Source organism: Pseudomonas sp. B21-012, assembly GCF_024749305.1.
Lineage (GTDB): Bacteria > Pseudomonadota > Gammaproteobacteria > Pseudomonadales > Pseudomonadaceae > Aquipseudomonas.
Genome location: NZ_CP087197.1, coordinates 4,415,977 through 4,440,650 on the forward strand (window position 1 = coordinate 4,415,977; position 24,674 = coordinate 4,440,650).

Consider the following 24,674-nt stretch of genomic DNA (forward strand, 5'->3'; position numbering starts at 1 on the left):
CCCCTCGTCACGTCACGGAAGCTGCATCATCAACCGCGCATGGTCGCTGACCTGCTCTGGTAGCGACCTCGGGACAACGAGAAACGACATCACATCGCCAGCCATTGAAATCGTTACATCAAGCAACACCCACCCTGACGATCTTTGTAGCCCAAGGCTTTGGCCGGCGCCATTTGCGGGTACTATTGACGGCTTTGTTTCCAGACGGTCTGTTCCATGTCCTCGACTGCGCGCTTCCCGCTATTACCCTACCTGTTCGCCTGCCTGCTGGGCCTGTTCGCCCTCGCAGGGCTGTGGTACGGCCTGGGCAAGCCGGTGGTGCTGCCGGATGCGGCCAGCGCGTCGCACAAGCTGCAGTGCGCCTCCTACACCCCGTTCGACAAGGACCAGTCGCCGTTCGACCAACCGTTCCAGCTGCGCCCGGCGCGCATGGACGCCGACCTGGCCTTGCTGGCCGAGCGTTTCGAGTGCATCCGCACCTACTCGATGACCGGCCTTGAGGCCATCCCCGACCTTGCCCGCAAGCATGGCCTGAAGGTGATGCTCGGCGCCTGGATCAACGCCAACCCGGTGGATTCGCAAAAAGAGGTCAAGGCCCTGATCGCCTCGGCCAATGCCAACTCGGACGTGGTCAAGGCGGTGATCGTCGGCAACGAAACCCTGCTGCGCAAGGAAGTCACCGGCCCGCAACTGGCGGCGCTGATCAACCAGGTGAAAAGCCAGGTCAGCGTGCCGGTGACCTACGCCGATGTCTGGGAGTTCTGGCTGCAACACCCCGAGATCGCTCCGGCGGTGGACTTCCTGACCATCCACCTGCTGCCCTACTGGGAAGATGACCCGAAGAGCATCGACGATGCCCTGGTGCACGTCGGCGAGATCCGCCAGGTGTTCGGCAACCGCTTCGCGCCCAAGGAGATCGTCATTGGCGAAACCGGCTGGCCGAGCGAAGGCCGCCAGCGCGAAACCGCCCTGCCCAGCCGGGTCAACGAGGCACGCTTCATTCGCGGCTTCGTCGCCATGGCCGAACAGCACGGCTGGCAGTACAACCTGATCGAAGCTTTCGACCAGCCCTGGAAACGTGCCAGCGAAGGCGCCGTGGGCGGCTACTGGGGCCTGTATGACGCCGACCGCCAGGACAAGGGCATCCTTGAAGGGCCGGTGAGCAACCTGGCGTTCTGGCCGCAGTGGCTGGGCGCAGGTGTCGTGCTGTTCGCCGCCACCCTGCTGCTGGCCGGGCGCGTACGCGGCACTCGCAGCGCCTTGCTGTTGCCACTGCTGGCGGCCCTGGCTGCGGCCAGCCTGGGCCTGTGGGGCGAACAGTTGCGCATCAACAGCCGCTTTGTCGGCGAATGGGTCTGGGCAATTTTGCTGGTGGGCCTGAACCTGCTGGTGCTGGCGCATGCTGCGCTGGCCTTGTCGCAGCGCCAGGGCTGGCGCCAGCGGGCCTTCGCCTGGCTCCAAGCGCGTGGCGGCTGGTGGTTGCTGGCGGCGGGTTTTGCCGCGGCGGTGAGCATGCTGGCGCTGGTGTTCGACCCGCGTTATCGCAGCTTCCCCAGCCCCGCGTTGCTGTTGCCGGCAGTGGTGTACCTGCTGCGGCCGGTGGCGGCACGCCGGGGCGAAGCGGCCTTGCTGGCGTTGATCATCGGCGCCGGCATCGCCCCGCAGCTGTACCGTGAAGGGCTGAGCAACCAGCAAGCGCTGGTCTGGGCCGGGGTGAGCGTGCTGATGGTGGCGGCGTTGTGGCGTAGCTTGCGGGTTCGGGTTCAGCAGTGAACCATCGCGGGACAAGTCGGATCGCCGCACCGCCGCTCCCACAGGTAGCGTAGGCCTTTAGAGGCGCGAGCTGATCCATTGGCGATACTGCTCACACTTCACCTTCGCCTTGTCTGCGAATGGACCGGCGATGCACGAGAAGCGAAAGCAAAAAAGCGCTCTGCTTCTAGATGTACGTAATTGCAGACGCCACCGATCGTCCCTTGCAGAAGGCCGAGTGGAACCCTTGCGTAGTGGGGCGACGGCCATGGATGGCCGGCGAGCGCCGCAGGGCCAGGGACGGCCCTTCGGCGCGCCCCCACGGGAGCAAGGGTGGAAGGACGGAACCCGGAGCGCAGCGCAGGGCCGATGAAGGGACAGGGCGTTTTTGGTTACTTTTGCCGCCAAGCAAAAGTGACCCGCCGTAAGGGCGGAAGGCGCCGGCAGCGCCTCATCATCAAATGGATCAGCTCAAACACAGCCTGGCTGCCCCAATACTTGCAAGCTGCTTAAGACAGTTGCTCCCACAGAGATCACTGTAGGAGCGGCGGTGCGACGACTCGACTTGACCCGCGATAAGACAACTAACGCCGTACCAGCCGCAACCCCGCCAGCACCACGGCAAACACGGCAATGCTCGCGGTGTACAGCACCAGTGCCGGCACCCCGCACACCAGTGCCGCCACCGCCAGGCGCCAACCCGCGCGCCCTGGCACCAGCATGGCCAGCAGTGCCAGGCCCAGGGCCGACCAGGCCACGATCCTGAAGTGAATCATCAAGCCCATCAGCGAACGCGCCTGGCAGCCCCACAGTTGTGCCTGGTCGGCGCAGGTCGCCACCCAGTGGGCATCTTCCATCAGCACATAACGCAGCCCATAGCTTGCCGCCAGCCACAAGGGCAGAAACACCAGCAATGCGATCAGCGGTAAACGGCGGGACATGCGACACTCCAGAAACATGAAAATCGGCGCCCAGCATAATCGCCCGGGGCGTCTATGCAAGGCAAAAGCGCCAGCCTCAGCTACTTTATCCTGTAGATAAATGGAACCAATTGTTGCGAATCCTCAACGGACGGCGGCAACATCTGGGACGATAAATGCCGGAGCGCCAGGCAACTTTGCCGGGGCCACCATGGTCCTAGCCTGCGTAACGCACTTTGCTGCTGCATTTTTGGGGATCCGTCATGCTTCGTTCTCTGCGCCTCGCTGCCCTGTTGGGTGGCTTTATCTCGAGTGCGTGCGCTTGGGCACAAACCATCGACGCGGCCAGTTACGGCTATCCGTTGACCAACCCGTTCGAGGCGACCATCGCCACGACGCCGCCGGAGCTACGCCCGGAGCTGCCTAGCGACGACGACATCACCCAGTCCGACTACAGCCTGAACATGCGCCCGGAACGGGCCTTCACCCTGCCCGACAATTTCTGGCCGGTGAAAAAGCTCAAGTATCGCCTGGCCCGCCAGGACCACGAGGCGCCGCTGATTTTCCTGATTGCCGGCACCGGCGCGCCCTACTCCAGCAGCATCAACGAGTACCTGAAAAAGCTCTACTACAAGGCTGGCTACCACGTGGTGCAGTTGTCATCGCCGACCAGCTTCGACTTCATCACCGCCGCCTCGCGCTACGCCACCCCCGGGGTGACCAAGGAAGACGCCGAAGACCTTTACCGGGTGATGCAGGGCGTGCGCGCTCAGCACCCGCGCCTGCCGGTCAGCGAGTACTACCTCAGCGGCTACAGCCTCGGCGCCCTGGATGCGGCGTTTGTCAGCCACCTGGATGAAACCCGGCGCAGCTTCAACTTCAAGCGCGTGCTGCTGCTCAACCCACCGGTCAACCTCTACACCTCGATCAGCAACCTCGACAAGCTGGTGCAGACTGAAGTCAAGGGCGTCAACAACAGCACCACCTTCTATGAGCTGGTGCTCAACAAGCTGACCCGCTACTTCCAGCAGAAGGGCTACATCGACCTCAACGATGCGCTGCTGTACGACTTCCAGCAGTCACGCCAGCACCTGTCCAACGAGCAGATGGCAATGGTCATCGGCACCTCGTTCCGCTTCTCGGCGGCCGATATCGCCTTTACCTCCGACCTGATCAACCGCCGCGGCCTGATCATCCCGCCCAAGTACCCGATCACCGAAGGCAGCAGCCTCACGCCGTTCTTCAAGCGCGCGTTGCAATGCGACTTCGACTGCTACCTGACCGAGCAGGTGATCCCCATGTGGCGTGCCCGCACCGACGGCGGCAGCCTGTTGCAACTGGTCGACCAGGTCAGCCTCTACGCGCTCAAGGACTACCTGCAACAGAGCCCGAAAATCGCCGTGATGCACAACGCCGACGACGTCATCCTCGGCCCTGGCGACCTGGGCTTCCTGCGCAGCGCCTTCGGCGATCGCCTGACCCTGTACCCCCACGGCGGCCATTGCGGCAACCTCAATTATCGCGTCAACAGCGACGCCATGCTGGAGTTCTTCCGTGGTTAAACGCCTACTGATCATTAGCGCGCTGCTGGCCTGCGGCCTGGCCCAGGCGGCTGAAGAAACCGCACCGCGCGCCAGCGTCATCGAAGCCGATCCGGTCGATGCCGATGGCTTCACCGAACCGCTCAAGGCACTCAAGTTCAACCCCGGCCTGGACCAGCGCGAATTCGAACGCTCGACCCTGGCGGCGCTGAACGTCTACGACCCGCTGGAATCGATGAACCGGCGCATCTACCACTTCAACTACCGCTTCGACCAATGGGTGTTCCTGCCGGTGGTCAACGGCTACCGCTACATCACCCCGCACTTTGTGCGCAGCGGCGTGAGCAACTTCTTCAGTAACGTCGGCGATGTGCCGAACCTGCTCAACAGCCTGCTGCAACTCAAGGGCAAGCGCTCGATGGAAATCACCGCGCGCCTGCTGCTCAACACCACCATCGGCGTCGCCGGCCTGTGGGACCCGGCAAGCAAGATGGGCCTGCCGCACCAGAGCGAGGATTTCGGCCAGACCCTGGGCTTCTACGGCGTGCCGGAAGGCCCATACCTGATGCTGCCGATCATCGGCCCGTCGAACCTGCGCGATACCGGTGGCCTGGCGGTGGACTATGGCGCCGAGAACTGGATCAACTTCCTCAACGTCGCCGAAGTCAGCAGCAACCATCCGGAAGTCTGGGTACTGCGCGCCGTCGACAAGCGCTACACCACCAGCTTCCGCTATGGCCAGCTCAACTCGCCGTTCGAGTACGAGAAGGTGCGCTACGTCTACACCGAGGCGCGCAAGCTGCAGATCGCCGAGTAAGCGCCCTCAGTTGGGCGCCGGCAGGCCAAGAAAGCCGCACAGCTCGCGGCGCTTGGCCAGGGCGTCGCGGCGCCCCAGTTCGATCAGTTCGCTGCAGTAGCCGGCTTCGAACAGCAGGTAGCTGAGCACCCCGGCGCCGCTGGTTTTGGTCGCCCCCGGGCCGCGCAGAAACAGCCGCAGCGCCGCCGGCAACTCACGCCGGTGGCGGGCGGCGATCTCGTCCAGCGGCTGGCTGGGCGCGACCACCAGCACCTCGACCGGTGCCAGGCCCAGGCGCCGGCGTTCCAGGTGTTCGGGCATCAGGTGGCTGAGGTGGTTGAGCCGCTGCAGCAGCTCGATATCGTCTTCCAGGCTGTCAATGAAGGTGCTGTTGAGCATGTGCCCGCCGATCTGTGCCAGGCTCGGCTGCTGGCCGCTGAAGATGCGCTGGCGCATTTCGCCTTCATGGGGCCGCTGCGGGTTGCCGCTGACCCCGACCACCAGCACGCGGCTGGCGCCCAGGTGCAGGGCCGGGCTGATCGGCGCCGACTGGCGCACCGCGCCATCACCGAAGAATTCCTCACCGAGCTTGACCGGAGCGAACAGCAAGGGGATCGCCGAGCTGGCCAGCAGGTGCTCGACGCTCAGGCGGGTCGGCAGGCCGATACGCCGGTGGCGCAGCCAGGGGTCGATGGCGCCCTTGCCCTGGTAGAAGGTCACCGCCTGGCCGGACTCGTAGCCAAAAGCCGTCACCGCCACCGCGCGCAGGTGCTGCTGCTCGATGGCGTGGTCGATGCCGTTGAGGTCCAGGTGCTGGCTGAGCAGTGTGCGCAACGGCGAGCTGTCGAGCAGCGCCACCGGAACCGGCGCGCCGAGACCAAGCAGGCTGTGACCGACGAAGCGGCTGGCCTGGCGGATCACCCCGGGCCAGTCGCTGCGCAGTACCTGATGGCTGCGAAAGCCCTGCCAGAAACTGGTCAGGCGCCGGATCGCGTCAGCAAAATGAGTGGCGCCGCTGGCCAGGGTCACGGCATTGATGGCGCCGGCCGAGGTGCCGACGATCACCGGGAAGGGGTTGGCGGCACCGGGCGGCAGCAGATCGGCAATGCCGGCCAGCACCCCGACCTGGTAGGCGGCGCGGGCGCCGCCGCCAGAGAGGATCAAGCCGGTGATCGGTTCAGCCATTTTACCTTCCTGGATTTTTGGTGAATTCACCGCGGGTCAAGCCCGCTCCCACAGATAGTTGTGGGAGCGGGCTTGACCCGCGATAGCCTCAACGCCGTTTTTCGTAGAGCTTCGGCGCCCCCGGCGGACGCGACTTGAAGCGCCGATGCGCCCACAGGTACTGCTCCGGGCATTCGCGCAGCGCCGTTTCGATCCACTGGTTGATGCGCAGGCAGTCGGCCTCTTCGGTCTCACCAGGGAAGTCCGCAAGCGGCGGATGAATCACCAGCCGGTAACCGCTGCCATCGGCCAGGCGCTGCTGGGTGAAGGGGATCACCCGTGCCTTGCCCAGGCGGGCGAACTTGGTGGTGGCGGTGACGGTCGCCGCTTCGATGCCGAACAGCGGCACGAACAGGCTCTGCTTGGCGCCGTAGTCCTGGTCGGGTGCGTACCAGATGGCACGGCCGGCGCGCAGCAGCTTGAGCATGCCGCGCACGTCCTCGCGCTCTACCGCCAGCGAATCGAGGTTGTGCCGCTCGCGGCCACGGCGCTGGATGAAGTCGAACACCGGGTTGCCGTGCTCGCGGTACATGCCGTCGATGGTGTGTTCCTGGCCCAGCAGTGCGGCGCCGATCTCCAGGGTGGTGAAGTGCAGGGCCATGAGGATGGCACCCTGGCCATCACGCTGGGCGGCCTGCAGGTGCTCCAGCCCTTCGATGTGCGCCAGGCGCGCCAACCGGGCCTTTGGCCACCACCAGCTCATGGCCATTTCGAAGAAGGCGATGCCGGTGGAAGCGAAATTTTCCTTGAGCAGGCGCTGCCGTTCGACGGACGGTAGCTCGGGGAAACACAGTTCCAGGTTGCGCGCCGCGATGTAGCGGCGTTCGCCGGCCACCAGGTACATCAGCGCCCCCAGGGCACGGCCGATCACCAGCAAGGCCCGGTACGGCAGCTGCACGATCAGCCACAGCAGGCCCAGGCCCAGCCACAGCGGCCAGAAGCGCGGGTGCAGAAAGTAACGACGAAAACGCGGGCGATCCATTAAAGATTCCGGAAAGACAAGGGCCGGGCATTCTACAACGGTTCGGCACGGGTTGCGGCCAACCGGTGTTCTCGTTATAAGTCTGGGCACTTTTTCGTAACAAGCCGCCCTAATGCAGACCATGAGCCAAACCCAAACGCCAGACCAAGACCCCGTGTTCCAGCTCAAGGGCAGCATGCTCGCCATTACCGTGCTCGAGCTCGCCAGGAACAACCTCGAAGGCCTCGACCGGCAGTTGGCGGCCAAGGTCGCCCAGGCGCCGAATTTCTTCAGCAATACCCCGCTGGTACTGGCCCTGGACAAGCTCCCGGCCGGCGAAGGCGCGGTCGACCTGCCCGGGCTGATGCGCGTCTGCCGCCATCACGGCCTGCGCACCCTGGCCATCCGCGCCAGCCGTATCGAAGACATTGCCGCGGCGATCGCCATCGACCTGCCGGTGCTGCCGCCCTCAGGTGCCCGTGAGCGGCCGCTGGAGCCGGAGCCGGAAGTGAAGAAGCCCGAGCCTGCGCCCGCCCCCGTGGTGGCGCCGGAGCCGGCCATCCGCCCGACCAAGATCATCACCACCCCGGTACGCGGCGGCCAGCAGATCTACGCTCAGGGTGGCGATCTGGTAGTAGTGTCGTCGGTCAGCCCGGGCGCGGAACTTCTCGCCGATGGCAACATCCATGTGTACGGTGCAATGCGTGGGCGGGCACTGGCCGGGATCAAGGGCAATACCCGGGCGCGGATCTTCTGCCAGCAGCTGACCGCCGAGATGGTCTCGATCGCCGGGCAATACAAGGTCTCCGAAGACCTGCGCCGCGATCCGCTGTGGGGGGCCGGGGTACAGGTCAGCCTGTCCGGTGACGTGTTGAACATCACCCGTCTTTAACGGATACTTGCCGCCATTTTCTGCGCAACTTTTTTCGATGTTGCCGTTTTTTGTATTTTTTGGGACTCGACGTCCTTTTCTTTAGGGGTGAAACACCTTGGCCAAGATTCTCGTGGTTACATCCGGCAAGGGTGGTGTGGGTAAGACCACCACCAGCGCCGCTATTGGTACCGGCCTCGCACTGCGCGGCCACAAGACTGTCATCGTCGACTTCGACGTCGGCCTGCGTAACCTCGACCTGATCATGGGCTGCGAACGCCGCGTGGTGTACGACTTCGTCAACGTCGTCAACGGCGAAGCCAACCTGCAGCAAGCGCTGATCAAGGACAAGCGCCTTGAGAACCTCTACGTGCTGGCCGCCAGCCAGACCCGCGACAAGGACGCGCTGACCCAGGAAGGCGTGGAAAAAGTCCTGATGCAGCTCAAAGAGGACTTCGAATACGTGGTCTGCGACTCGCCGGCCGGTATCGAGAAAGGCGCCCACCTGGCCATGTACTTCGCTGACGAAGCGATCGTCGTGACCAACCCGGAAGTCTCCTCGGTACGTGACTCGGACCGTATGCTGGGCCTGCTGGCGAGCAAATCGCGCCGCGCCGAACGCAACGAAGACCCGATCAAGGAACACCTGCTGATCACCCGCTACCACCCGGAGCGCGTCAGCCAGGGCGAAATGCTCGGCGTCGAAGACGTCAAGGAAATCCTCTCGGTGGCCCTGTTGGGCGTGATCCCTGAATCCCAGGCGGTGCTCAAGGCATCCAACCAGGGCGTACCGGTCATCCTTGACGACCAGAGCGATGCTGGCCAGGCCTATAGCGATACCGTTGACCGCCTGCTGGGCAAAAACGTGGAACATCGGTTCCTTGATGTGAAGAAGAAGGGATTCTTCGAGCGCCTGTTTGGAGGCAACTAACCAATGAACCTTTTTGACTTCTTTCGTGCCAGCAAAAAAGTAAGCACCGCCTCGGTCGCGAAAGAGCGTCTACAGATCATCGTGGCGCACGAGCGCGGTCAGCGCAGTACTCCGGACTACCTGCCAGCCCTGCAGAAGGAACTGGTGGAAGTGATCCGCAAGTACGTCAACATCGGCTCCGATGATGTGCAGGTCGCTCTGGAGAACCAGGGCAGCTGCTCGATCCTCGAACTCAACATCACCCTGCCCGATCGCTGATAGCGTTTTCGGGCACCCTGTGGGAGCGGGCTTGACCCGCGATTGCGATCTGCCAGTCATATCGCGTCGCGGGTCAAGCCCGCTCCCACAGCTATTTTGGAACACGCAATGCCGCTGTCCAACGTACACATCCTGCATGAAGATGACGCCATCCTGGTGATCAACAAGCCGACCCTGCTGCTGTCCGTGCCGGGCCGGGCCGAAGACAACAAGGATTGCCTGATCACCCGCCTGCAGGAAAACGGCTACCCCGATGCCCTGATCGTCCACCGCCTGGACTGGGAAACCTCGGGGATCATCCTCCTGGCCCGCGACGCCGACAGTCATCGCGAACTGTCCCGGCAGTTCCACGACCGCGAAACCGAGAAGGCCTACACCGCACTGTGCTGGGGCCAGCCGCAGCTCGACAGCGGCAGCATCGACCTGCCGCTGCGCTACGACCCGCCGACCAAGCCACGGCACGTGGTCGACCATGAGCAGGGCAAGCATGCCCTGACCTTCTGGCGCATCGTCGAGCGCTGTGGCGATCATTGCCGGGTCGAGCTGACGCCGATCACCGGGCGCTCGCACCAGTTGCGCGTGCACATGCTGTCGATCGGTCATCCGTTGCTGGGCGATCGCCTGTATGCCTGCCCCGAGGCGCTGGCGGCCCATGAGCGGCTGTGCCTGCATGCAAGCATGCTGAGTTTTACCCACCCGGTGTCCGGGGAGCGGTTGCGCTTCGAGTGTCCGGCGCCGTTTTGACGGCGCCAGCGGCAAGCTTCAAGCAGTCACCCTGCATTGAGTTGCGCCGCCTCTTGCAGCTTGCAGCTTGCAGCTCACCCGCTAAAATGCCGCCACTGCTGTCTGGAGTGACCTATGCGCGATGCACTGAATCAAGGCCTGATCGACTTCCTCAAGGCCTCCCCTACGCCGTTCCATGCCACCGCCGCCCTGGCCCAGCGCCTCGATGCCGCCGGTTACCAGCGCCTGGACGAGCGCGACAGCTGGGCCACCGTGGCCGGCGGTCGCTACTACCTGACCCGCAACGATTCCTCGATCATCGCCTTCAAGCTCGGCCGTCACTCGCCGCTGCTCGACGGCATCCGCCTGGTCGGCGCCCACACCGACAGCCCGTGCCTGCGGGTCAAGCCGCAGCCCGAACTGCAGCGCCAGGGCTTCTGGCAGCTGGGCGTGGAAGTCTACGGTGGCGCCCTGCTGGCGCCGTGGTTCGACCGTGACCTGTCGCTGGCCGGGCGGGTAACCTTCCGCCGTGACGGCAAGGTCGAAAGCCAGCTGGTCGATTTCAAGCTGCCGATCGCGGTGATCCCGAACCTGGCGATCCACCTCAATCGCACCGCCAACGAAGGCTGGGCGATCAACCCGCAGACCGAGCTGCCGCCAATCCTGGCCCAGGTGGCTGGTGATGAGCGCGTCGATTTTCGTGCCCTGCTTACCGACCAGCTGGCCCGCGAGCACGGCCTGAACGCCGATGTGGTGCTGGACTACGAACTGAGCTTCTACGACACCCAGAGCGCCGCCCTGATTGGCCTGCATGGCGAGTTCATCGCCGGCGCACGCCTGGACAACCTGCTGTCGTGCTATGCCGGCCTGCAGGCGCTGCTCAACGCCGACAGCGATGAAACCTGCGTGCTGGTGTGCAACGACCACGAAGAGGTGGGTTCCTGCTCGGCCTGTGGCGCCGACGGGCCGATGCTCGAACAGACCCTGCGCCGCCTGCTGCCCGACGGCGACGACTTCGTCCGCGCGATCCAGCGCTCGCTGCTGGTCTCGGCCGACAACGCCCACGGCGTGCACCCCAACTATGCCGAGAAGCACGACGGCAATCACGGGCCCAAGCTCAATGCCGGCCCGGTGATCAAGGTCAACAACAACCAGCGCTACGCCACCAACAGCGAAACCGCCGGCTTCTTCCGCCACCTGTGCATGGCCGAGGAAGTACCAGTGCAAAGCTTCGTGGTGCGCAGCGACATGGGTTGCGGCTCGACCATCGGCCCGATCACCGCCAGCCACCTGGGCGTGCGCACCGTCGACATCGGCCTGCCGACCTTTGCCATGCACTCGATCCGCGAGCTGTGCGGCAGCCAGGACCTGGCGCACCTGGTGAAAGTGCTGACGGCGTTCTATCGCAGTCGCGATTTGCCTTGATGAAAGCATCGCGGGTCAAGTCGACCCGCGATGAGGCCCGCCAGCCTGACCCCGATCAACCCCTCGCCGGCGAATCCCGCTATGCTTGAGCCATAACTCTCAAGTAAGGACCTTGCCGCATGTCAGCCTTTGCCTCTCTGTTCCTTCCGGTCATCGCCGGCCTGATCCTGCTGACCGTAGGCTTCAACCTGCGCGATCGCAATATCGGCGTGTTGATGATGTGGGTCGGCACCCTGGGCATGATCGGCATCATGTGCTGGAAGATCCTCGAGAAACTCAACTGACAAATACACTACACTCGGGCGATTGATCGTTTTGAGGTTGATTGTCCGGTGCCTGTCTTTTTCCGCGTTTTTCTCCTGCTCCTGCCCTTGCTCTTCGTTGCGCCCGCGCACGCCGCCGGCCTGCCGGGCCTGCTCGGTGGCGGCAGCAAGGCCCAGCCCGAAGCTAGCGAACCCCTGGGCCAGTCACTGGACGAAGTCATCAAGAGCCTGGAAAACGACCAGCAGCGGGCCAAGCTGCTGGCCGACCTGAAAAAGCTGCGCGACAGCACCAAACAGGCGCAACCCAGCGCCGAACAAGGCGTACTGGGCCTGATCGGCACGACCTTCGGCGAGCTGGAAAAACAGTTCAGCGGTGAGGCCAGCCCGTTCAACCGCTGGACCCGCGAGCTGGAGCTGGCGCAGATCGAGCTCGACGCCCGCCTGGTGCCCTGGCACGAATGGCCGCCGATCCTCTTCGGCTTTGCCGCGATCATCGCCCTGTGGAGCCTGCTGGCCTACGCCCTGAACTGGGTCGGCCACCAGGTCCGGCTGCGCTTTGGCCTGACCGAAGAACTGCCACAACACCCGCGCACCTGGGACCTGGTGCGCTTCGCCTTGCGCAAGCTCGGGCCCTGGCTGGTGGCGCTGGTGATCACCGTGTACCTGAGCTTTGCCCTGCCCTCGTCACTGGGCAAGTCGATGGCCATGGTCCTGGCCTACGCGCTGGTGGTCGGTACCTGCTTCTCGGCAATCTGCGTCATCGCCTTCTCCCTGCTTGACGGCCCGCACCGCCACCGCGCCTTGTACATCCTGCGCCATCAGGCGTTCCGCCCGCTGTGGCTGATCGGCAGCTTCGCCGCCTTCGGCGAGGCCATGAACGACCCGCGCATGGCCAGTGCCCTGGGCGATCACCTCTCGCACACCCTGGCGACCCTGGCCAACATCCTTGCCGGGTTGTCTTCCGGGCTGTTCATCCTGCGTTTTCGCCGACCCATCGCCCACCTGATCCGCAACCAGCCGCTGTCACGACGGCTGACCCGCCGGGCCTTGAGCGACACCATCGAAATCCTTGGCACCTTCTGGTACCTGCCGGCGTTGGTGCTGGTGGCGATTTCGCTGTTTGCCACGTTCATTTCCGCCGGCGACACCAGCACTGCCCTGCGCCAGTCACTGATGTGCACGGTGCTGCTGATCTTGTGCATGGTCATCAACGGCCTGGTCCGTCGCCACGGGCTCAAGCCGCAACGGGCCAACCGCCGCCAGGCGGTGTACTCGGAGCGCTTGCGCAGCTTTGGCTACACCCTGGTGCACCTGGGCATCTGGCTGGTGTTCATCGAACTTGGCTTGCGCGTCTGGGGCTTTTCGCTGATCACCTTCACCGAGGGCGAAGGCCATGAGGTGGCGGTGCGCCTGTTCGGCCTGGCCGGCACCCTGATCGCCGCCTGGCTGGTGTGGATTCTCGCCGACACCGCCGTGCACCACGCCCTGACCCGTTCGCGCAAAGGCCTGGCCAACGCCCGCGCGCAAACCATGATGCCGCTGATCCGCAACGTGCTGTTCGTGACGATCTTCATCATTGCGGTGATCGTCGCCCTGGCCAACATGGGCATGAACGTCACCCCGCTGCTGGCCGGTGCCGGTGTCATCGGCCTGGCCATCGGTTTTGGCGCGCAATCGCTGGTCGCCGACCTGATCACCGGGCTGTTCATCATCATCGAAGACTCCCTGGCCATCGATGATTACGTCGATGTCGGCGGCCACCTGGGCACGGTCGAGGGCCTGACCATCCGTACCGTGCGCCTGCGCGATATCGACGGCATCGTCCACACCATCCCGTTCAGCGAGATCAAGAGCATCAAGAACTACTCCCGCGAGTTCGGCTATGCGATCTTTCGCGTGGCCATCCCGCACAGCATGAACATCGACCAGGCAATCACCCTGATCCGCGATGTCGGGCAGAAGATGCGCAACGACCCGCTGATGCGCCGCAACATCTGGTCGCCGCTGGAGCTGCAAGGGGTGGAGAGTTTCGAGTCGGGCTCGGCGATCCTGCGTGCGCGCTTCAAGACCGCGCCGATCAAGCAGTGGGAAGTGTCGCGAGCCTTCAACCTGGCGCTCAAACGCCAGCTCGACGAATCCGGCCTGGACCTGGCCACCCCGCGCCTGAGCGTGCAGGTGATCACCGCCGACGCCAACACACCGTTCAGCGAAAGCGCGGCCAAGTCCTAACCGGCTTGGGCCTTGATGCGGATCGCGTCATGGCGCCAGTACTCAAGGTCACAGTCGATCAGCCGCCCGTGCTGGTCGCTGTTGACCCGGGTAATGTGCAGGCCGGGGCTACCGGCCGACACTTTAAGCGCCAGCGCTGCCGCTACCGGCAAGGCGGTCGGCAGGATCTCGAAGCGCACCCGTCCGTACTCGATGCCGTAGTGGCCGGCATACAGCTCGGTCAGCGAGCGGCTCAGGTCATGATCAAGAATGCCCGGAAAGTACTCGGGGTTCAGGTAGTGCTCGGCATACAGCACCGCCCGGCCATCGATCCGGCGTAACCGGCAGATCTGGATCACGCTCGACAGCGGCGCCAGTTGCAGCCGCGCGCACACCGCTGCCGCTGCTGGCTGCAGGCGCGCCGACAACAACTCGGTACGCGCCTCGCGGCCCTGCTCGCGGACCATGGCATGAAAGTGGCTGCGCTCGATCAAATCGTAGGTCAGGCGCTCGGGCGCGACGAACCAGCCGCGGCGTTCCTCGCGGTAAATCAAACCCCGCGCCTCCAGTTGCACCAGCGCCTCACGCAAGGTGATACGCGTGGTGTCGAACACCTCGCTAAGCTTGCGCTCGGCCGGCAGCTTGCAGCCGGGCGACAGGAGGCCATGCTCGATCTGCTCCTGCAGGGCATGACAGATGGCTGTTACTGCTCGCGGTGGCAGTGGCTGCATCAAAGGTTACCTATCTGGACTAGTCCAGCCCCGGTAGCGCCCCAATCTGGCGCCGTAGGGCTATGAGAATAGTGCAAGCCTAGGCACTGCAGATGAATGCCAGATGACAGTGAGGGTGGTCTACGCTTGATTTCCAGGGGCAAAAGCCCGGCCGGGGCAATGCCTGGACATCAAATTGTCATGCAACAGGCCTACCTTGGCTCAGGTATTGCTGACCTAGACCAACCGAACCGCAACAACGTCCAACAACACCTTTTGCGTTTTGTACGGCACCCATCAAGGAGCTTCGGATGAAAAAGCTTTTTCTGGCGTCACTGTTAGGCTCGAGTATCGCGATGTGCACAGCGGCCATGGCCGCCGACACTGACCTCAAGGCCCTCGAGGACGCCGCCCGCAAGGAAGGCGTAGTCAACAGCGTGGGCATGCCCGATGCCTGGGCCAACTGGAAAGGCACCTGGGACGACCTGGCGACAAAATACGGCCTCAAGCACATGGACACCGACATGAGCTCGGCCCAGGAAGTGGCCAAGTTCGACGCCGAAAAAGACAACGCCAGCGCCGACATCGGTGACGTCGGCGCCGCCTTCGGCCCGATCGCGGTGGCCAAGGGCGTGACCCAGCCGTACAAGCCAAGCACCTGGGAGCAGGTCCCGGACTGGGCCAAGGACAAAGACGGCCACTGGGCCCTGGCCTATACCGGCACCATTGCCTTCATCATCAACAAGCAACTGGTGAAGGAGGCAGACATCCCGAAAACCTGGCATGACCTGGAAAAGGGCAAGTACAAGGTCGCCATCGGTGACGTCGGCACCGCCGCCCAGGCCGCCAACGGCGTACTGGCCGCTGCCATTGCCTACAAAGGTGACGAGAGTAACATCGAACCGGGCCTGCAGCTGTTCACCAAGCTGGCCCAGCAAAAACGCCTGTCGCTGGCCAACCCGACCATCCAGACCCTGGAGAAGGGCGAGATCGAAGTCGGCGTGGTCTGGGACTTCAACGGCCTTAGCTACCGCCAGCAGATCGACCCGAAACGCTTCGAGGTGCTGATCCCGTCTGACGGTTCGGTGATGTCCGGTTACACCACCATCATCAACAAGTACGCAAAAAACCCCAACGCCGCCAAGCTGACCCGCGAGTACATCTTCAGCGATGCCGGGCAGATCAACCTGGCCAAGGGGCATGCCCGGCCGATCCGTGCCGAGCACCTGAAACTGCCGGCTGAGGTACAGGCCAAACTGCTGCCCAACGAGCAGTACAGCGCCGCGCAGCCGATCAAGAATGCCGAAGCCTGGGAAGCGACCTCCAAGGCCCTGCCGCAGAAGTGGCAGGAGCAAGTGATCATCGAGATGGAGTGAACCCATCGCGGGTCAAGTCGGATCGCCGCACCGCCGCTCCCACGGAGATCCCTGTGGGAGCGGCGGTGCGGCGATCCGACTTGACCCGCGATGCGGCCACCACATAACCCGGAGATACCATGAACCACAACGTCATCCTGGTCCTGCTCGATGGCCTCAACCATCAGGTCGCGCACCACGCCATGGGCCATCTGCATGCCTATGTCGAAGCCGACCGTGCGGCGCTTTACCGGGTCGAATGCGAGCTGCCGTCGTTGTCACGGCCGCTGTACGAATGCATCCTCACCGGGGTCGCGCCGATCGACAGCGGCATCGTCCACAACAACGTCAACCGCCTGTCCAACCAGCGCAGCGTGTTCCACTACGCTCGCGAGGCCGGCCTGGGCACGGCCGCGGCGGCCTATCACTGGATGAGCGAGCTGTACAACCGCTCGCCCTTCGACCCGCTGCGCGACCGCCACACCCACGCCCCCAAGCTGCCGATCCAGCACGGGCTGTTCTATTACGCCGACCACTACCCCGATTCGCACCTGTTCGCCGACGCCGAATACCTGCGCCGCCGTCATGCACCGAATTTTCTCCTGGTGCACCCGATGAACATCGACGACGCCGGCCACCGCCACGGCCTGGACAGCAGCCAGTACCGCAACAGCGCGCGCAGCGCCGATATCCTTCTGGCCGATTACCTGCGCACCTGGCTCGAAGAGGGCTATCAGGTATTGGTGACCGCCGACCACGGCATGAACAACGACCGCTCGCACAACGGCCTGCTGGCCGAAGAGCGCGAAGTGCCGCTGTTCGTCTTTGGCCAGGCGTTCAGCCTCGACCCGGCGGCCAAGCCGCTGCAGACCGAACTGTGTGGCACCATTTGCGAGTTGCTCGGCGTGCCCCACGACAAGCCGGTGTGCCGGGAGCTGCTCAAGTGAATTCGATCAAGCGCGGCAAATGGCTGGCCCTGCTCTGCCTGGTGCCTTTCGCGGTGTTTTTCATCATCTTCCAGATCGCCCCGCTGGCCTGGGTCATGTTCCACAGCGTGCAGGTGGAATCAAGCTGGGGCCTGGACAATTTCAGCAAGATATTCAGTTCCAGGTTCTACCGCCAGGCGATCCAGCACAGCCTGGAGATCAGCTTCTGGTCGAGCCTGTTCGGCATCCTCATCGCCATCCTCGGCAGCTACTCGTTGCGCCGGGTCGACTCGCGCCTGCGCGATTTCGTCAACGCCTTCGCCAACATGACCAGCAACTTCTCCGGGGTGCCGCTGGCCTTCGCCTTCATCATCCTGCTCGGCTTCAACGGCGCGCTGACTATGCTGCTGAAGCAGGCCGGGATCATCGAAGACTTCAACCTCTACTCCAAGACCGGGCTGATCATCCTCTACACCTATTTCCAGATCCCCCTCGGCGTGCTGCTGCTCTACCCGGCCTTCGACGCCCTGCGCGAAGACTGGCGCGAGTCCGCCGAGCTGCTCGGCGCTGGCGCCTGGCAATATTGGCGGCACATCGGCCTGCCGGTGCTGACCCCGGCGCTGTTGGGCACCTTCGTGATCCTCCTGGCCAACGCCCTGGGCGCCTATGCCACGGTCTATGCGCTGACCACCGGCAACTTCAACGTGCTGCCGATCCGCATCGCCGCGCTGGTGGCCGGCGACATCTCGCTGGATCCGAACCTGGCCAGCGCCCTGGCGATCATCCTGGTCGGGCTGATGACCCTGGTGACCTTCGTCCACCAATGGCTATTGAAGCGGAGCTACCATGTCGCGCGCTGAACCGGGCACCTCGTCGCTGTACCACCGCCTGGTGGTCTACTTGCTGTTCATCATCCTCTTGCTGCCGCTGGCCGGCACCCTGCTCTACTCGCTGGCCACCAGCTGGTCGGCGAGCCTGCTGCCCAGCGGCCTGACCTTCAAGTGGTACCTGGCGCTGTGGAGCGACCCGCGCTTTCTCGCCGCCTTCGGCCAGTCGCTGCTGGTGTGTGTCGGCGCCCTGCTGTTGTCGGTGCTGTTGATATTGCCGCTGCTGTTCGTGGTGCATTACCACTTCCCGCGCCTCGATGCGCTGATGAACATCCTCATCCTGCTGCCCTTCGCGGTGCCGCCGGTGGTGTCGTCGGTGGGCCTGCTGCAGCTCTACGGCTCGGGGCCGATGGCCATGGTCGGCACGCCGTGGATCCTCATCGGTTGCTACTTCACCGTGGCCCTGCCGTTCATGTACCGGGCAATCACCAACAACCTGCAGGCGATCAACCTGCGCGACCTGATGGACGCCGCCCAATTGCTGGGCGCCAGCACCTTCCAGGCGGCGTTCCTGGTGGTGCTGCCAAACCTGCGCAAGGGCCTGATGGTGGCCTTGCTGCTGTCGTTCTCGTTCCTGTTCGGCGAGTTCGTGTTCGCCAACCTGCTGGTCGGCACCCGCTACGAGACCCTGCAGGTGTACCTCAACAACATGCGTAACAGCAGTGGCCACTTCAACAGTGCCCTGGTGGTTTCCTATTTCCTCTTCGTGCTGGCGCTGACCTGGGCAGCCAACCGCCTGAACAAGGACAAGTCCTGATATGAGCTTTGTCAGCGTACAGAACCTGCAAAAAAGCTATGCCGGCAGCCCGGTGTTCAACGACATCAACTGCCAGATCGAACGCGGCGAATTCGTTACCCTGCTCGGCCCGTCCGGCTGCGGCAAGTCCACCCTGCTGCGCTGCATCGCCGGGCTGACCGCGGTGGACAGCGGGCGCATCTTGCTCGATGGCACCGACCTGGTGCCGCTCAGCCCGCAAAAACGCGGGATCGGCATGGTGTTCCAGAGCTATGCGCTGTTCCCCAACATGACCGTCGAACAGAACGTCGCCTTCGGCCTGCGCATGCAGAAGGTCAACAGCGACGACAGCCAGGCGCGGGTCCGCGAAGTGCTGCAACTGGTCGAGCTGCAGGACTTCGCCCGGCGCTACCCGCACCAGTTGTCCGGCGGCCAGTGCCAGCGCGTGGCCTTGGCCCGCTCGCTGGTCACCCGCCCGCGCCTGCTGCTGCTCGACGAGCCGCTGTCGGCGCTGGATGCGCGGATTCGCAAGCACCTGCGCGAGCAGATCCGCGCGATCCAGCGCGAGCTGGGCCTGACCACCATCTTCGTCACCCACGACCAGGAAGAAGCGCTGACCATGTCCGATCGCATCTTCCTCATGAACCAGGGCCGCATCGTCCAGAGCGGCGATGCCGAAACCCTCTATACCGCGCCGGTGGACCTGTTCGCCGCAGGCTTTATCGGCAACTACAACCTGCTCGACGCCGACAGCGCCAGCCGCCTGCTGCAGCGCCCGGTGAACAGCCGCCTGGCAATTCGCCCGGAAGCCATCGCCCTGAGCCTGGACGGCGAGCGGGAGGGGCTGGTACGCAGCCACAGCCTGCTGGGCAACGTGATCCGCTACCGGGTTGAAGCGCGCGGGGTAGAATTGCTGGTCGATGTGCTCAACCGCTCGTCCGCCGACCTGCACCCGGACGGCCAGCGGGTATCCTTGTCGATCGATCCCACCGCCCTCTGCGAAGTCGCCTGAGGGTTGCACAGGAGTTTTTCTGAATATGGCACTCGCGATTTTCGATCTGGATGAAACCCTGATCCACGGTGACTGCGCCACGCTCTGGAGCGAGCAGATGGGCCGTCTGGGCTGGGTCGATCCAGCGTCTTTCATGCGCAAGAACAACGAACTGATGGACGCCTACAGCCATGGCAAGCTGCGCATGGAAGACTACATGGCCTTCAGCCTGGAACCTTTGATCGGCCGCACCCCGGAAGAAGTCGAGCACCTTGTAGCGCCCTGGGTGGAAGATTTCATCGAACCGATCATCTTCAGCGACGCCACCAAGACCATCGCCGCCCACCGCAAGGCCGGCGACCGGATCCTGGTGATTTCGGCTTCCGGCACCCACCTGGTCAAGCCGATTGCCGAACGCCTGGGCATTGATGAAATTCTTGGTATCGAGCTTGAGGTTGCACACGGTGTTTACACCGGCAGCACCACCGGCGTGCTGACCTACCGCGAAGGCAAGATCACCCGTTTGCTGGAATGGCTCGACCAGGAAGAAGAGAACCTTGAAGGCGCGAGTTTCTACTCGGATTCACGCAACGACCTGCCGTTGCTGCTGAAGGTGGATTTCCCGCATGTGGTCAATCCGGATCCGGTGTTGCTCGAGCAGGCCGAGACTCATGGCTGGCCGATTCATAGCTGGAAATGATTGAAGCCATCGCGGGGCAAGTCGAGTCGTCGCACCGCCGCTCCTACATGTGGGAGCAACTGTCTTGATCAGGCTGTTTGCACTCGCCAAGGGGTATTGTCCCGCAGCATTGCATTCAGCCTGACGATCAGCACCCGCATACAGGCTACGAGGGCGACTTTGGCGCACTTGCCACGCTCCCGAAGTGCTTCGTAGCGTGCTTTAAATTCCGTGTTGTGACGGATGATGATCCAGCTCGACATGTACAGGACTCGCCTTACATGCGCCCGGCCACCCCATATCTGGCGGTGCCCTTGATGGCTACCGCTATCGTTGTTGTAAGGCGCTACGCCCACTAGCGCGGCGATCTGACGGCGGTCCAATTGCCCCAGCTCTGGCAGTGAGGCGAGCAGATTTGCGGCGGTTACCCGACCAATTCCGCTCACCGCCAACAACTGACGCGCCCTGGTGTCGTCCAGTTGCACCATCGCCTGGTCAATTTCTTCGTCAAGGCGTTTGATCAGCACTTTCAGCTGCTCTATGTGCTCATCAAAGTGAGCCATCACCATTGCCGAGCGGCATTGCAGGCGGCGCCGTTTGTAGTCATCACGGCTCTGCACAAATTGGGCGCGCTGCTTCACCAACTCGCGCAGCTCTTCGCGTTCCGGGCTGATTAGTTGGTCTTGAGGAGCGCTGAGGTGTGCAGCGAAGTCCGCAAGGACCTCGGCGTCGATCTTATCGGTTTTGGCTTTTTTACCCATCGCCTCGGCGAATTTCCGGGCACGGGCTGGGTTGATGCAGATGGTTTCGAAACCGGCCGAGCGCAATGCAATCAGCACGTCTTTCTCGTAGCCGCCGGTCGCTTCAATCAACACTCTGCTGATCTTGAAGTCCTTCAGTCGCCCGATCAGCACATCAAAGCCTGGGCGCTCATTGATTACTTCGAAGCGGATTTTCTGAGGTTTGATGCAGATTTCCAACGTGGCTTTGGCAGTGTCGATTCCAACAGAAGACAACATGGCTGAACCCTCTTACACTCAGTTGTGAGAGCGCTCTGGCTTGGCCCACGCTTGTGATTCGAGAGGCGCTCAATCAACTGTTCGGGCTCGGGCCAGAGTGGAGAGGTGAATGGCAGCTTTGCTCCCACACGTGCTTTAAGCACTACCGGCGTACAGCTTGCCATTCACCGCTCTCACTTCTGATTCTATTCCAACCTCAAGACACAAGCGGCGGTGCGACGACTCGACTTGCCCCGCGATTGGCGGTTTACACCAGACTCTCGTCAATCACCAACACCAGCTTGCCCGACACCTGATTGCTGGCAAGCTCGGCAAACGCCGCCTCGGCATCCTTGATCGGGAAGGCCCTGGCCAGTTGCGGCTTGAGCCGGCCTTCGCTGAACAGCGGCCATACCTGCTGACCGAGGTCGCTGAGCAGGTCTGCCTTGAACTGGTCATCGCGGGTGCGCAAGGTCGAACCCAGGACCTGTATGCGCTTGCCCAGCAGTTGCGCCAGGTCCAGCTCGGCCTTGCGCCCGCCCATCAAGCCGATGATCACCCAGCGCCCGTCACGGGCCAGCAGCTTGAGGTTGAGCTCGGCATAGTTGGCGCCGACCGGGTCGAGGATCACATTGAACGGGGCAAAGTCATTCAGCGCCTCGAGGTCCTCACCGCGCACCACGCCGCCGCTGGCCCCCAGGCTTTCGCAGTAGGCCAGCCGCTCGGCCGAGCCGACGCTGACCCAGCACGGGCTGCCAAAGGCCTTGCACAGCTGGATCGCCGCCGAGCCGACACCGCTGGCCCCGGCATGCAGCAAGACCTTTTCACCGGGCTTGAGCGCGGCCAGCTGGAACACATTGAGCCAGGCCGTGGCATACACCTCGGGGATTGCCGCCGCTTCCTGCAGGCTCAAGCCCTCGGGCACCGGCAGTACGTGGCGGCCATCGACCACCACTTCCTCGGCCATGCCGCCACCGGCGAGCAAGGCACAGACCCGATCGCCGACCTGCCAGGAAGAACCGGCGCCCACTTCGCTGATCACCCCGGAGCACTCCAGGCCGAGAAATTCGCTGGCCCCCGGTGGTGGCGGGTAGAGCCCGGCACGCTGGAGCAGGTCGGCGCGATTGAGGCCGGCGGCGGCCACGCGAATTCGTACTTGACCGATATCGCAAGTTGGACTTGTCGTCGCAACCCACTCCACATGTCCGTCAACGCCTTGCAATGCCTTCACAGTGCCTCCATAGTTGAGTCATGACTGAGCCCGGGAGCTGTAGCCCCGGGCTTTTTGCATTATGCGTCCGGTTTTCATGGAACCGGCGAATTCAAAGACGGCCTAATATGCGTGATCAATTGTCCCTACGTCGAATCAGCATGAAGCATTTTCTGCCAAGCACCACCCTCGCCCTGTTGATCGGTCTGGGCAGTCTGCCATTGGCGGGCAGTGCATGGGCCGCCAACAGCTGGGATAAGCTCCAGCCCGACCGCGATGAAGTGGTCGCCAGCCTGAACGTGGTCGAGCTGCTCAAGCGCCACCACTACAGCAAGCCGCCGCTCAACGATGCGCGCTCGGTGATCATCTACGACAGCTACCTCAAACTCCTTGATCCTGCGCGCAGCTACTTCACTGCCAGCGACATCGCCGAGTTCGACAAGTGGAAGACCCAGTTCGACGATTTCCTCAAAAGTGGCAATCTCGACCCCGGCTTCACCATCTACAAGCGCTACCTGGACCGGGTCAAATCGCGCCTGGACTTCGCCCTCGCCGAGCTGAGCAAGGGCGTCGACAACTTCGACTTCACCACCCATGAGACCTTGCTGATCGATCGCAAGGACGCCCCGTGGATGAAGAACCAGGCCGAGCTCGACGACCTCTGGCGCAAACGCGTCAAGGATGAGGTGCTGCGCCTGAAGATCGCCGGCAAAGAACCCAAGGCGATCCAGGAGCTGCTGACCAAGCGCTACAAGAACCAGCTCACGCGCCTGGACCAGACCCGCGCCGAAGACATCTTCCAGGCCTATATCAACACCTTCGCCCAGTCCTACGACCCGCACACCAACTACCTGTCGCCCGACAACGCAGAAAACTTCGATATCAACATGAGCCTGTCGCTCGAAGGTATCGGCGCCGTACTGCAAAGCGACAACGACCAGGTCAAGATCGTGCGCCTGGTGCCGGCCGGCCCTGCGGCCAAAACCAAATTGGTAGCTCCGGCCGACAAGATCATCGGCGTGGCCCAGGGCAACAAGGAAATGGTCGACGTGATCGGCTGGCGCCTGGACGAAGTGGTCAAGCTGATCCGCGGGCCGAAAGGTTCGGTGGTGCGCCTGGAAATCATCCCGGCCAGCAACGCCCCTAACGACCAGACCACCAAGATCGTGCCGATCACCCGTGAAGCGGTGAAACTCGAAGAGCAGGCGGCGAAAAAGTCGGTGCTCAAGCTCAAGCAGGACGGCCGTGACTACAAGCTCGGAATCATCGAGATTCCGGCCTTCTACCTCGACTTCAAGGCCTTCCGCGCCGGCGATCCGGAGTACAAGAGCACCACCCGCGACGTTAAAAAGCTGCTGACCGAACTGCAGAAGGAAAAAGTCGACGGCGTGGTCATCGACCTGCGCAACAACGGCGGCGGCTCGCTGCAGGAAGCCACCGAGCTGACCAGCCTGTTCATCGACAAGGGCCCGACGGTGCTGGTGCGCAACAGCGACGGCCGCGTCGACGTGCTTGAAGACGAAAACAGCGGCGCCTTCTACAAAGGCCCGCTGGCACTGGTGGTCAACCGCCTGTCGGCCTCGGCTTCGGAGATTTTCGCCGGCGCCATGCAGGACTATCACCGCGCGCTGATCCTCGGCGGGCAGACCTTCGGCAAAGGCACGGTGCAAACCATCCAGCCGCTCAATCATGGCGAGCTGAAGCTGACCCTGGCCAAGTTCTACCGGGTTTCCGGGCAGAGCACCCAGCACCAGGGCGTGCTGCCGGACATCGACTACCCGTCGATCATCGACACCAAGGAAATCGGCGAAAGCGCCCTGCCCGAAGCCATGCCATGGGACACCATCCGCCCGGCGATCAAGCCTGCGGTCGACCCGTTCAAGCCGTTCCTGGCCCAGCTCAAGGCCCGTCACGACAGCCGTACGGCCAAGGATCCGGAGTTCGTCTACATCCGCGACCGCCTGGCCCTGACCCAGAAGCTGATGAACGAGAAAACCGTCAGCCTCAACGAGGCCGAACGCCGTGCCCAGCACGCCGATATCGAAAGCAAGCAGCTGGCGCTGGAAAACACCCGACGCAAGGCCAAGGGCGAAGAACCGCTCAAGGAACTGAAGAAGGAAGACGAAGACGCGCTGCCGGTCGAGCCGGACGATACCAAGCCCGAAGACGACGCCTACCTGAAGGAGTCCGGGTTGATCCTGCTGGACTACCTGGGGCTGAATTCGCAGGTGGCGCGCAACAACCCGTAAACCGGTGATGGCAAAATAATGTGACCGCGCTTCATTGCGTCATCAAATAGTCATCAGACT

23 protein-coding genes are annotated in these 24,674 nt (G+C 63.3%); 17 read left to right on the forward strand and 6 right to left on the reverse strand.

What is annotated here, in order from left to right; genetic code table 11:
- The first annotated feature begins 216 nt into the window (after nucleotides 1–216).
- On the forward strand, nucleotides 217–1,773 hold the full coding sequence (locus LOY37_RS20145) for a beta (1-6) glucans synthase (RefSeq protein ID WP_258715594.1): 1,557 nt from the start codon (nucleotides 217–219) through the stop codon (nucleotides 1,771–1,773).
- Between the two features lie 563 nt (nucleotides 1,774–2,336).
- Here LOY37_RS20145 and LOY37_RS20150 read toward each other — a convergent pair.
- A complete protein-coding gene (locus LOY37_RS20150) occupies nucleotides 2,337–2,693 on the reverse strand; it encodes a hypothetical protein (RefSeq protein ID WP_213603495.1) in 357 nt (118 codons plus the stop codon).
- Between the two features lie 242 nt (nucleotides 2,694–2,935).
- On the opposite strand from LOY37_RS20150, the gene LOY37_RS20155 reads away from it, so the two are divergent.
- Together LOY37_RS20155 and LOY37_RS20160 are read left to right on the forward strand one after the other, a co-directional pair.
- Nucleotides 2,936–4,234: a hypothetical protein gene (locus LOY37_RS20155; protein ID WP_045195447.1), complete on the forward strand. Its 1,299-nt coding sequence runs from the start codon at nucleotides 2,936–2,938 to the stop codon at nucleotides 4,232–4,234.
- A complete protein-coding gene (locus LOY37_RS20160; protein ID WP_045195448.1) occupies nucleotides 4,227–5,030 on the forward strand; it encodes a VacJ family lipoprotein in 804 nt (267 codons plus the stop codon). The genes LOY37_RS20155 and LOY37_RS20160 overlap by 8 nt, the downstream gene beginning before the upstream one ends.
- Nucleotides 5,031–5,036: 6 nt before the next feature.
- Here the strand turns inward: LOY37_RS20160 and LOY37_RS20165 are convergent, their stop codons facing one another.
- Together LOY37_RS20165 and LOY37_RS20170 are read right to left on the reverse strand one after the other, a co-directional pair.
- Nucleotides 5,037–6,194 (reverse strand): patatin-like phospholipase family protein, encoded by a 1,158-nt coding sequence (locus tag LOY37_RS20165; protein ID WP_258715595.1) that lies wholly within the window; start codon nucleotides 6,192–6,194, stop codon nucleotides 5,037–5,039.
- Nucleotides 6,195–6,282: 88 nt separating this feature from the next.
- Nucleotides 6,283–7,215: a lipid A biosynthesis lauroyl acyltransferase gene (locus LOY37_RS20170; protein WP_045195451.1), complete on the reverse strand. Its 933-nt coding sequence runs from the start codon at nucleotides 7,213–7,215 to the stop codon at nucleotides 6,283–6,285.
- Between the two features lie 112 nt (nucleotides 7,216–7,327).
- Here LOY37_RS20170 and minC point away from each other — a divergent pair, with 112 nt between their 5' ends.
- The 7 genes from minC (at nucleotide 7,328) to LOY37_RS20205 (ending at nucleotide 13,894) form a co-directional block, all read left to right on the forward strand.
- Complete coding sequence (gene minC / locus LOY37_RS20175) at nucleotides 7,328–8,086, forward strand: septum site-determining protein MinC (protein ID WP_408980670.1); 759 nt, start codon at nucleotides 7,328–7,330, stop codon at nucleotides 8,084–8,086.
- A 97-nt stretch (nucleotides 8,087–8,183) separates the two neighbouring features.
- Nucleotides 8,184–8,996 carry a septum site-determining protein MinD gene (minD, locus tag LOY37_RS20180; RefSeq protein WP_045195453.1) on the forward strand — a complete coding sequence of 271 codons (813 nt, stop codon included), beginning with the start codon at nucleotides 8,184–8,186 and terminating at the stop codon, nucleotides 8,994–8,996.
- Between the two features lie 3 nt (nucleotides 8,997–8,999).
- Nucleotides 9,000–9,254, forward strand: coding sequence for a cell division topological specificity factor MinE (minE, locus tag LOY37_RS20185; RefSeq protein WP_010224188.1), 255 nt, complete (start codon nucleotides 9,000–9,002; stop codon nucleotides 9,252–9,254).
- A 108-nt stretch (nucleotides 9,255–9,362) separates the two neighbouring features.
- On the forward strand, nucleotides 9,363–9,998 hold the full coding sequence (locus LOY37_RS20190; RefSeq protein ID WP_093380382.1) for an RluA family pseudouridine synthase: 636 nt from the start codon (nucleotides 9,363–9,365) through the stop codon (nucleotides 9,996–9,998).
- A 114-nt stretch (nucleotides 9,999–10,112) separates the two neighbouring features.
- The gene (locus LOY37_RS20195) at nucleotides 10,113–11,402 is read left to right on the forward strand and encodes a M18 family aminopeptidase (protein ID WP_045195457.1); all 1,290 of its coding nucleotides are present in this window, start codon (nucleotides 10,113–10,115) and stop codon (nucleotides 11,400–11,402) included.
- A gap of 119 nt (nucleotides 11,403–11,521) precedes the next feature.
- A complete protein-coding gene (locus LOY37_RS20200; protein WP_176794228.1) occupies nucleotides 11,522–11,686 on the forward strand; it encodes a hypothetical protein in 165 nt (54 codons plus the stop codon).
- Between the two features lie 48 nt (nucleotides 11,687–11,734).
- The gene (locus LOY37_RS20205) at nucleotides 11,735–13,894 is read left to right on the forward strand and encodes a mechanosensitive ion channel family protein (RefSeq protein WP_258715597.1); all 2,160 of its coding nucleotides are present in this window, start codon (nucleotides 11,735–11,737) and stop codon (nucleotides 13,892–13,894) included.
- Here the strand turns inward: LOY37_RS20205 and phnR are convergent.
- On the reverse strand, nucleotides 13,891–14,604 hold the full coding sequence (phnR, locus tag LOY37_RS20210) for a phosphonate utilization transcriptional regulator PhnR (RefSeq protein WP_093380376.1): 714 nt from the start codon (nucleotides 14,602–14,604) through the stop codon (nucleotides 13,891–13,893). The genes LOY37_RS20205 and phnR overlap by 4 nt on opposite strands.
- Before the next feature lie 290 nt (nucleotides 14,605–14,894).
- Here phnR and LOY37_RS20215 point away from each other — a divergent pair, with 290 nt between their 5' ends.
- The 6 genes from LOY37_RS20215 to LOY37_RS20240 all read left to right on the forward strand — a co-directional run bounded on the left by LOY37_RS20215 (nucleotide 14,895) and on the right by LOY37_RS20240 (nucleotide 20,178).
- The gene (locus tag LOY37_RS20215; protein WP_093380373.1) at nucleotides 14,895–15,959 is read left to right on the forward strand and encodes an ABC transporter substrate-binding protein; all 1,065 of its coding nucleotides are present in this window, start codon (nucleotides 14,895–14,897) and stop codon (nucleotides 15,957–15,959) included.
- Nucleotides 15,960–16,078: 119 nt separating this feature from the next.
- Complete coding sequence (locus tag LOY37_RS20220) at nucleotides 16,079–16,885, forward strand: alkaline phosphatase family protein (RefSeq protein WP_093380371.1); 807 nt, start codon at nucleotides 16,079–16,081, stop codon at nucleotides 16,883–16,885.
- Between the two features lie 5 nt (nucleotides 16,886–16,890).
- A complete protein-coding gene (locus LOY37_RS20225; RefSeq protein ID WP_258717215.1) occupies nucleotides 16,891–17,724 on the forward strand; it encodes an ABC transporter permease subunit in 834 nt (277 codons plus the stop codon).
- A complete protein-coding gene (locus LOY37_RS20230) occupies nucleotides 17,711–18,508 on the forward strand; it encodes an ABC transporter permease (RefSeq protein WP_093380368.1) in 798 nt (265 codons plus the stop codon). Before LOY37_RS20225 ends, LOY37_RS20230 begins: the two co-directional genes overlap by 14 nt.
- 1 nt (nucleotide 18,509) lies before the next feature.
- Nucleotides 18,510–19,499, forward strand: a complete 990-nt coding sequence (locus LOY37_RS20235; protein WP_258715598.1) for an ABC transporter ATP-binding protein — start codon at nucleotides 18,510–18,512, stop codon at nucleotides 19,497–19,499.
- Nucleotides 19,500–19,524: 25 nt separating this feature from the next.
- Entirely contained in the window at nucleotides 19,525–20,178 is a 654-nt protein-coding gene (locus LOY37_RS20240) for an HAD family phosphatase (protein ID WP_258715599.1), read from the forward strand.
- A gap of 68 nt (nucleotides 20,179–20,246) precedes the next feature.
- Here the strand turns inward: LOY37_RS20240 and LOY37_RS20245 are convergent, their stop codons facing one another.
- Nucleotides 20,247–21,176 carry a transposase gene (locus LOY37_RS20245; RefSeq protein WP_258715096.1) on the reverse strand — a complete coding sequence of 310 codons (930 nt, stop codon included), beginning with the start codon at nucleotides 21,174–21,176 and terminating at the stop codon, nucleotides 20,247–20,249.
- 247 nt (nucleotides 21,177–21,423) lie between these two features.
- Nucleotides 21,424–22,386 (reverse strand): zinc-binding dehydrogenase, encoded by a 963-nt coding sequence (locus LOY37_RS20250; protein ID WP_195884817.1) that lies wholly within the window; start codon nucleotides 22,384–22,386, stop codon nucleotides 21,424–21,426.
- 140 nt (nucleotides 22,387–22,526) lie between these two features.
- Between LOY37_RS20250 and LOY37_RS20255 the strand changes: the two genes are divergently transcribed.
- Nucleotides 22,527–24,614 carry a carboxy terminal-processing peptidase gene (locus LOY37_RS20255; RefSeq protein ID WP_176794227.1) on the forward strand — a complete coding sequence of 696 codons (2,088 nt, stop codon included), beginning with the start codon at nucleotides 22,527–22,529 and terminating at the stop codon, nucleotides 24,612–24,614.
- Nucleotides 24,615–24,674 lie beyond the last annotated feature (60 nt).

Coding starts and splice junctions, on each gene's coding strand:
- LOY37_RS20145 (WP_258715594.1), top strand. CDS start 217: ATGTCCTCGACTGCGCGCTTCCCGCTATTACCCTACCTGTTCGCCTGC.
- LOY37_RS20150 (WP_213603495.1), bottom strand. CDS start 2,693: ATGTCCCGCCGTTTACCGCTGATCGCATTGCTGGTGTTTCTGCCCTTG.
- LOY37_RS20155 (WP_045195447.1), top strand. CDS start 2,936: ATGCTTCGTTCTCTGCGCCTCGCTGCCCTGTTGGGTGGCTTTATCTCG.
- LOY37_RS20165 (WP_258715595.1), bottom strand. CDS start 6,194: ATGGCTGAACCGATCACCGGCTTGATCCTCTCTGGCGGCGGCGCCCGC.
- LOY37_RS20170 (WP_045195451.1), bottom strand. CDS start 7,215: ATGGATCGCCCGCGTTTTCGTCGTTACTTTCTGCACCCGCGCTTCTGG.
- minC (WP_408980670.1), top strand. CDS start 7,328: ATGCAGACCATGAGCCAAACCCAAACGCCAGACCAAGACCCCGTGTTC.
- minE (WP_010224188.1), top strand. CDS start 9,000: ATGAACCTTTTTGACTTCTTTCGTGCCAGCAAAAAAGTAAGCACCGCC.
- LOY37_RS20190 (WP_093380382.1), top strand. CDS start 9,363: ATGCCGCTGTCCAACGTACACATCCTGCATGAAGATGACGCCATCCTG.
- LOY37_RS20195 (WP_045195457.1), top strand. CDS start 10,113: ATGCGCGATGCACTGAATCAAGGCCTGATCGACTTCCTCAAGGCCTCC.
- LOY37_RS20200 (WP_176794228.1), top strand. CDS start 11,522: ATGTCAGCCTTTGCCTCTCTGTTCCTTCCGGTCATCGCCGGCCTGATC.
- phnR (WP_093380376.1), bottom strand. CDS start 14,604: ATGCAGCCACTGCCACCGCGAGCAGTAACAGCCATCTGTCATGCCCTG.
- LOY37_RS20215 (WP_093380373.1), top strand. CDS start 14,895: ATGAAAAAGCTTTTTCTGGCGTCACTGTTAGGCTCGAGTATCGCGATG.
- LOY37_RS20220 (WP_093380371.1), top strand. CDS start 16,079: ATGAACCACAACGTCATCCTGGTCCTGCTCGATGGCCTCAACCATCAG.
- LOY37_RS20230 (WP_093380368.1), top strand. CDS start 17,711: ATGTCGCGCGCTGAACCGGGCACCTCGTCGCTGTACCACCGCCTGGTG.
- LOY37_RS20235 (WP_258715598.1), top strand. CDS start 18,510: ATGAGCTTTGTCAGCGTACAGAACCTGCAAAAAAGCTATGCCGGCAGC.
- LOY37_RS20240 (WP_258715599.1), top strand. CDS start 19,525: ATGGCACTCGCGATTTTCGATCTGGATGAAACCCTGATCCACGGTGAC.
- LOY37_RS20245 (WP_258715096.1), bottom strand. CDS start 21,176: ATGTTGTCTTCTGTTGGAATCGACACTGCCAAAGCCACGTTGGAAATC.
- LOY37_RS20255 (WP_176794227.1), top strand. CDS start 22,527: ATGAAGCATTTTCTGCCAAGCACCACCCTCGCCCTGTTGATCGGTCTG.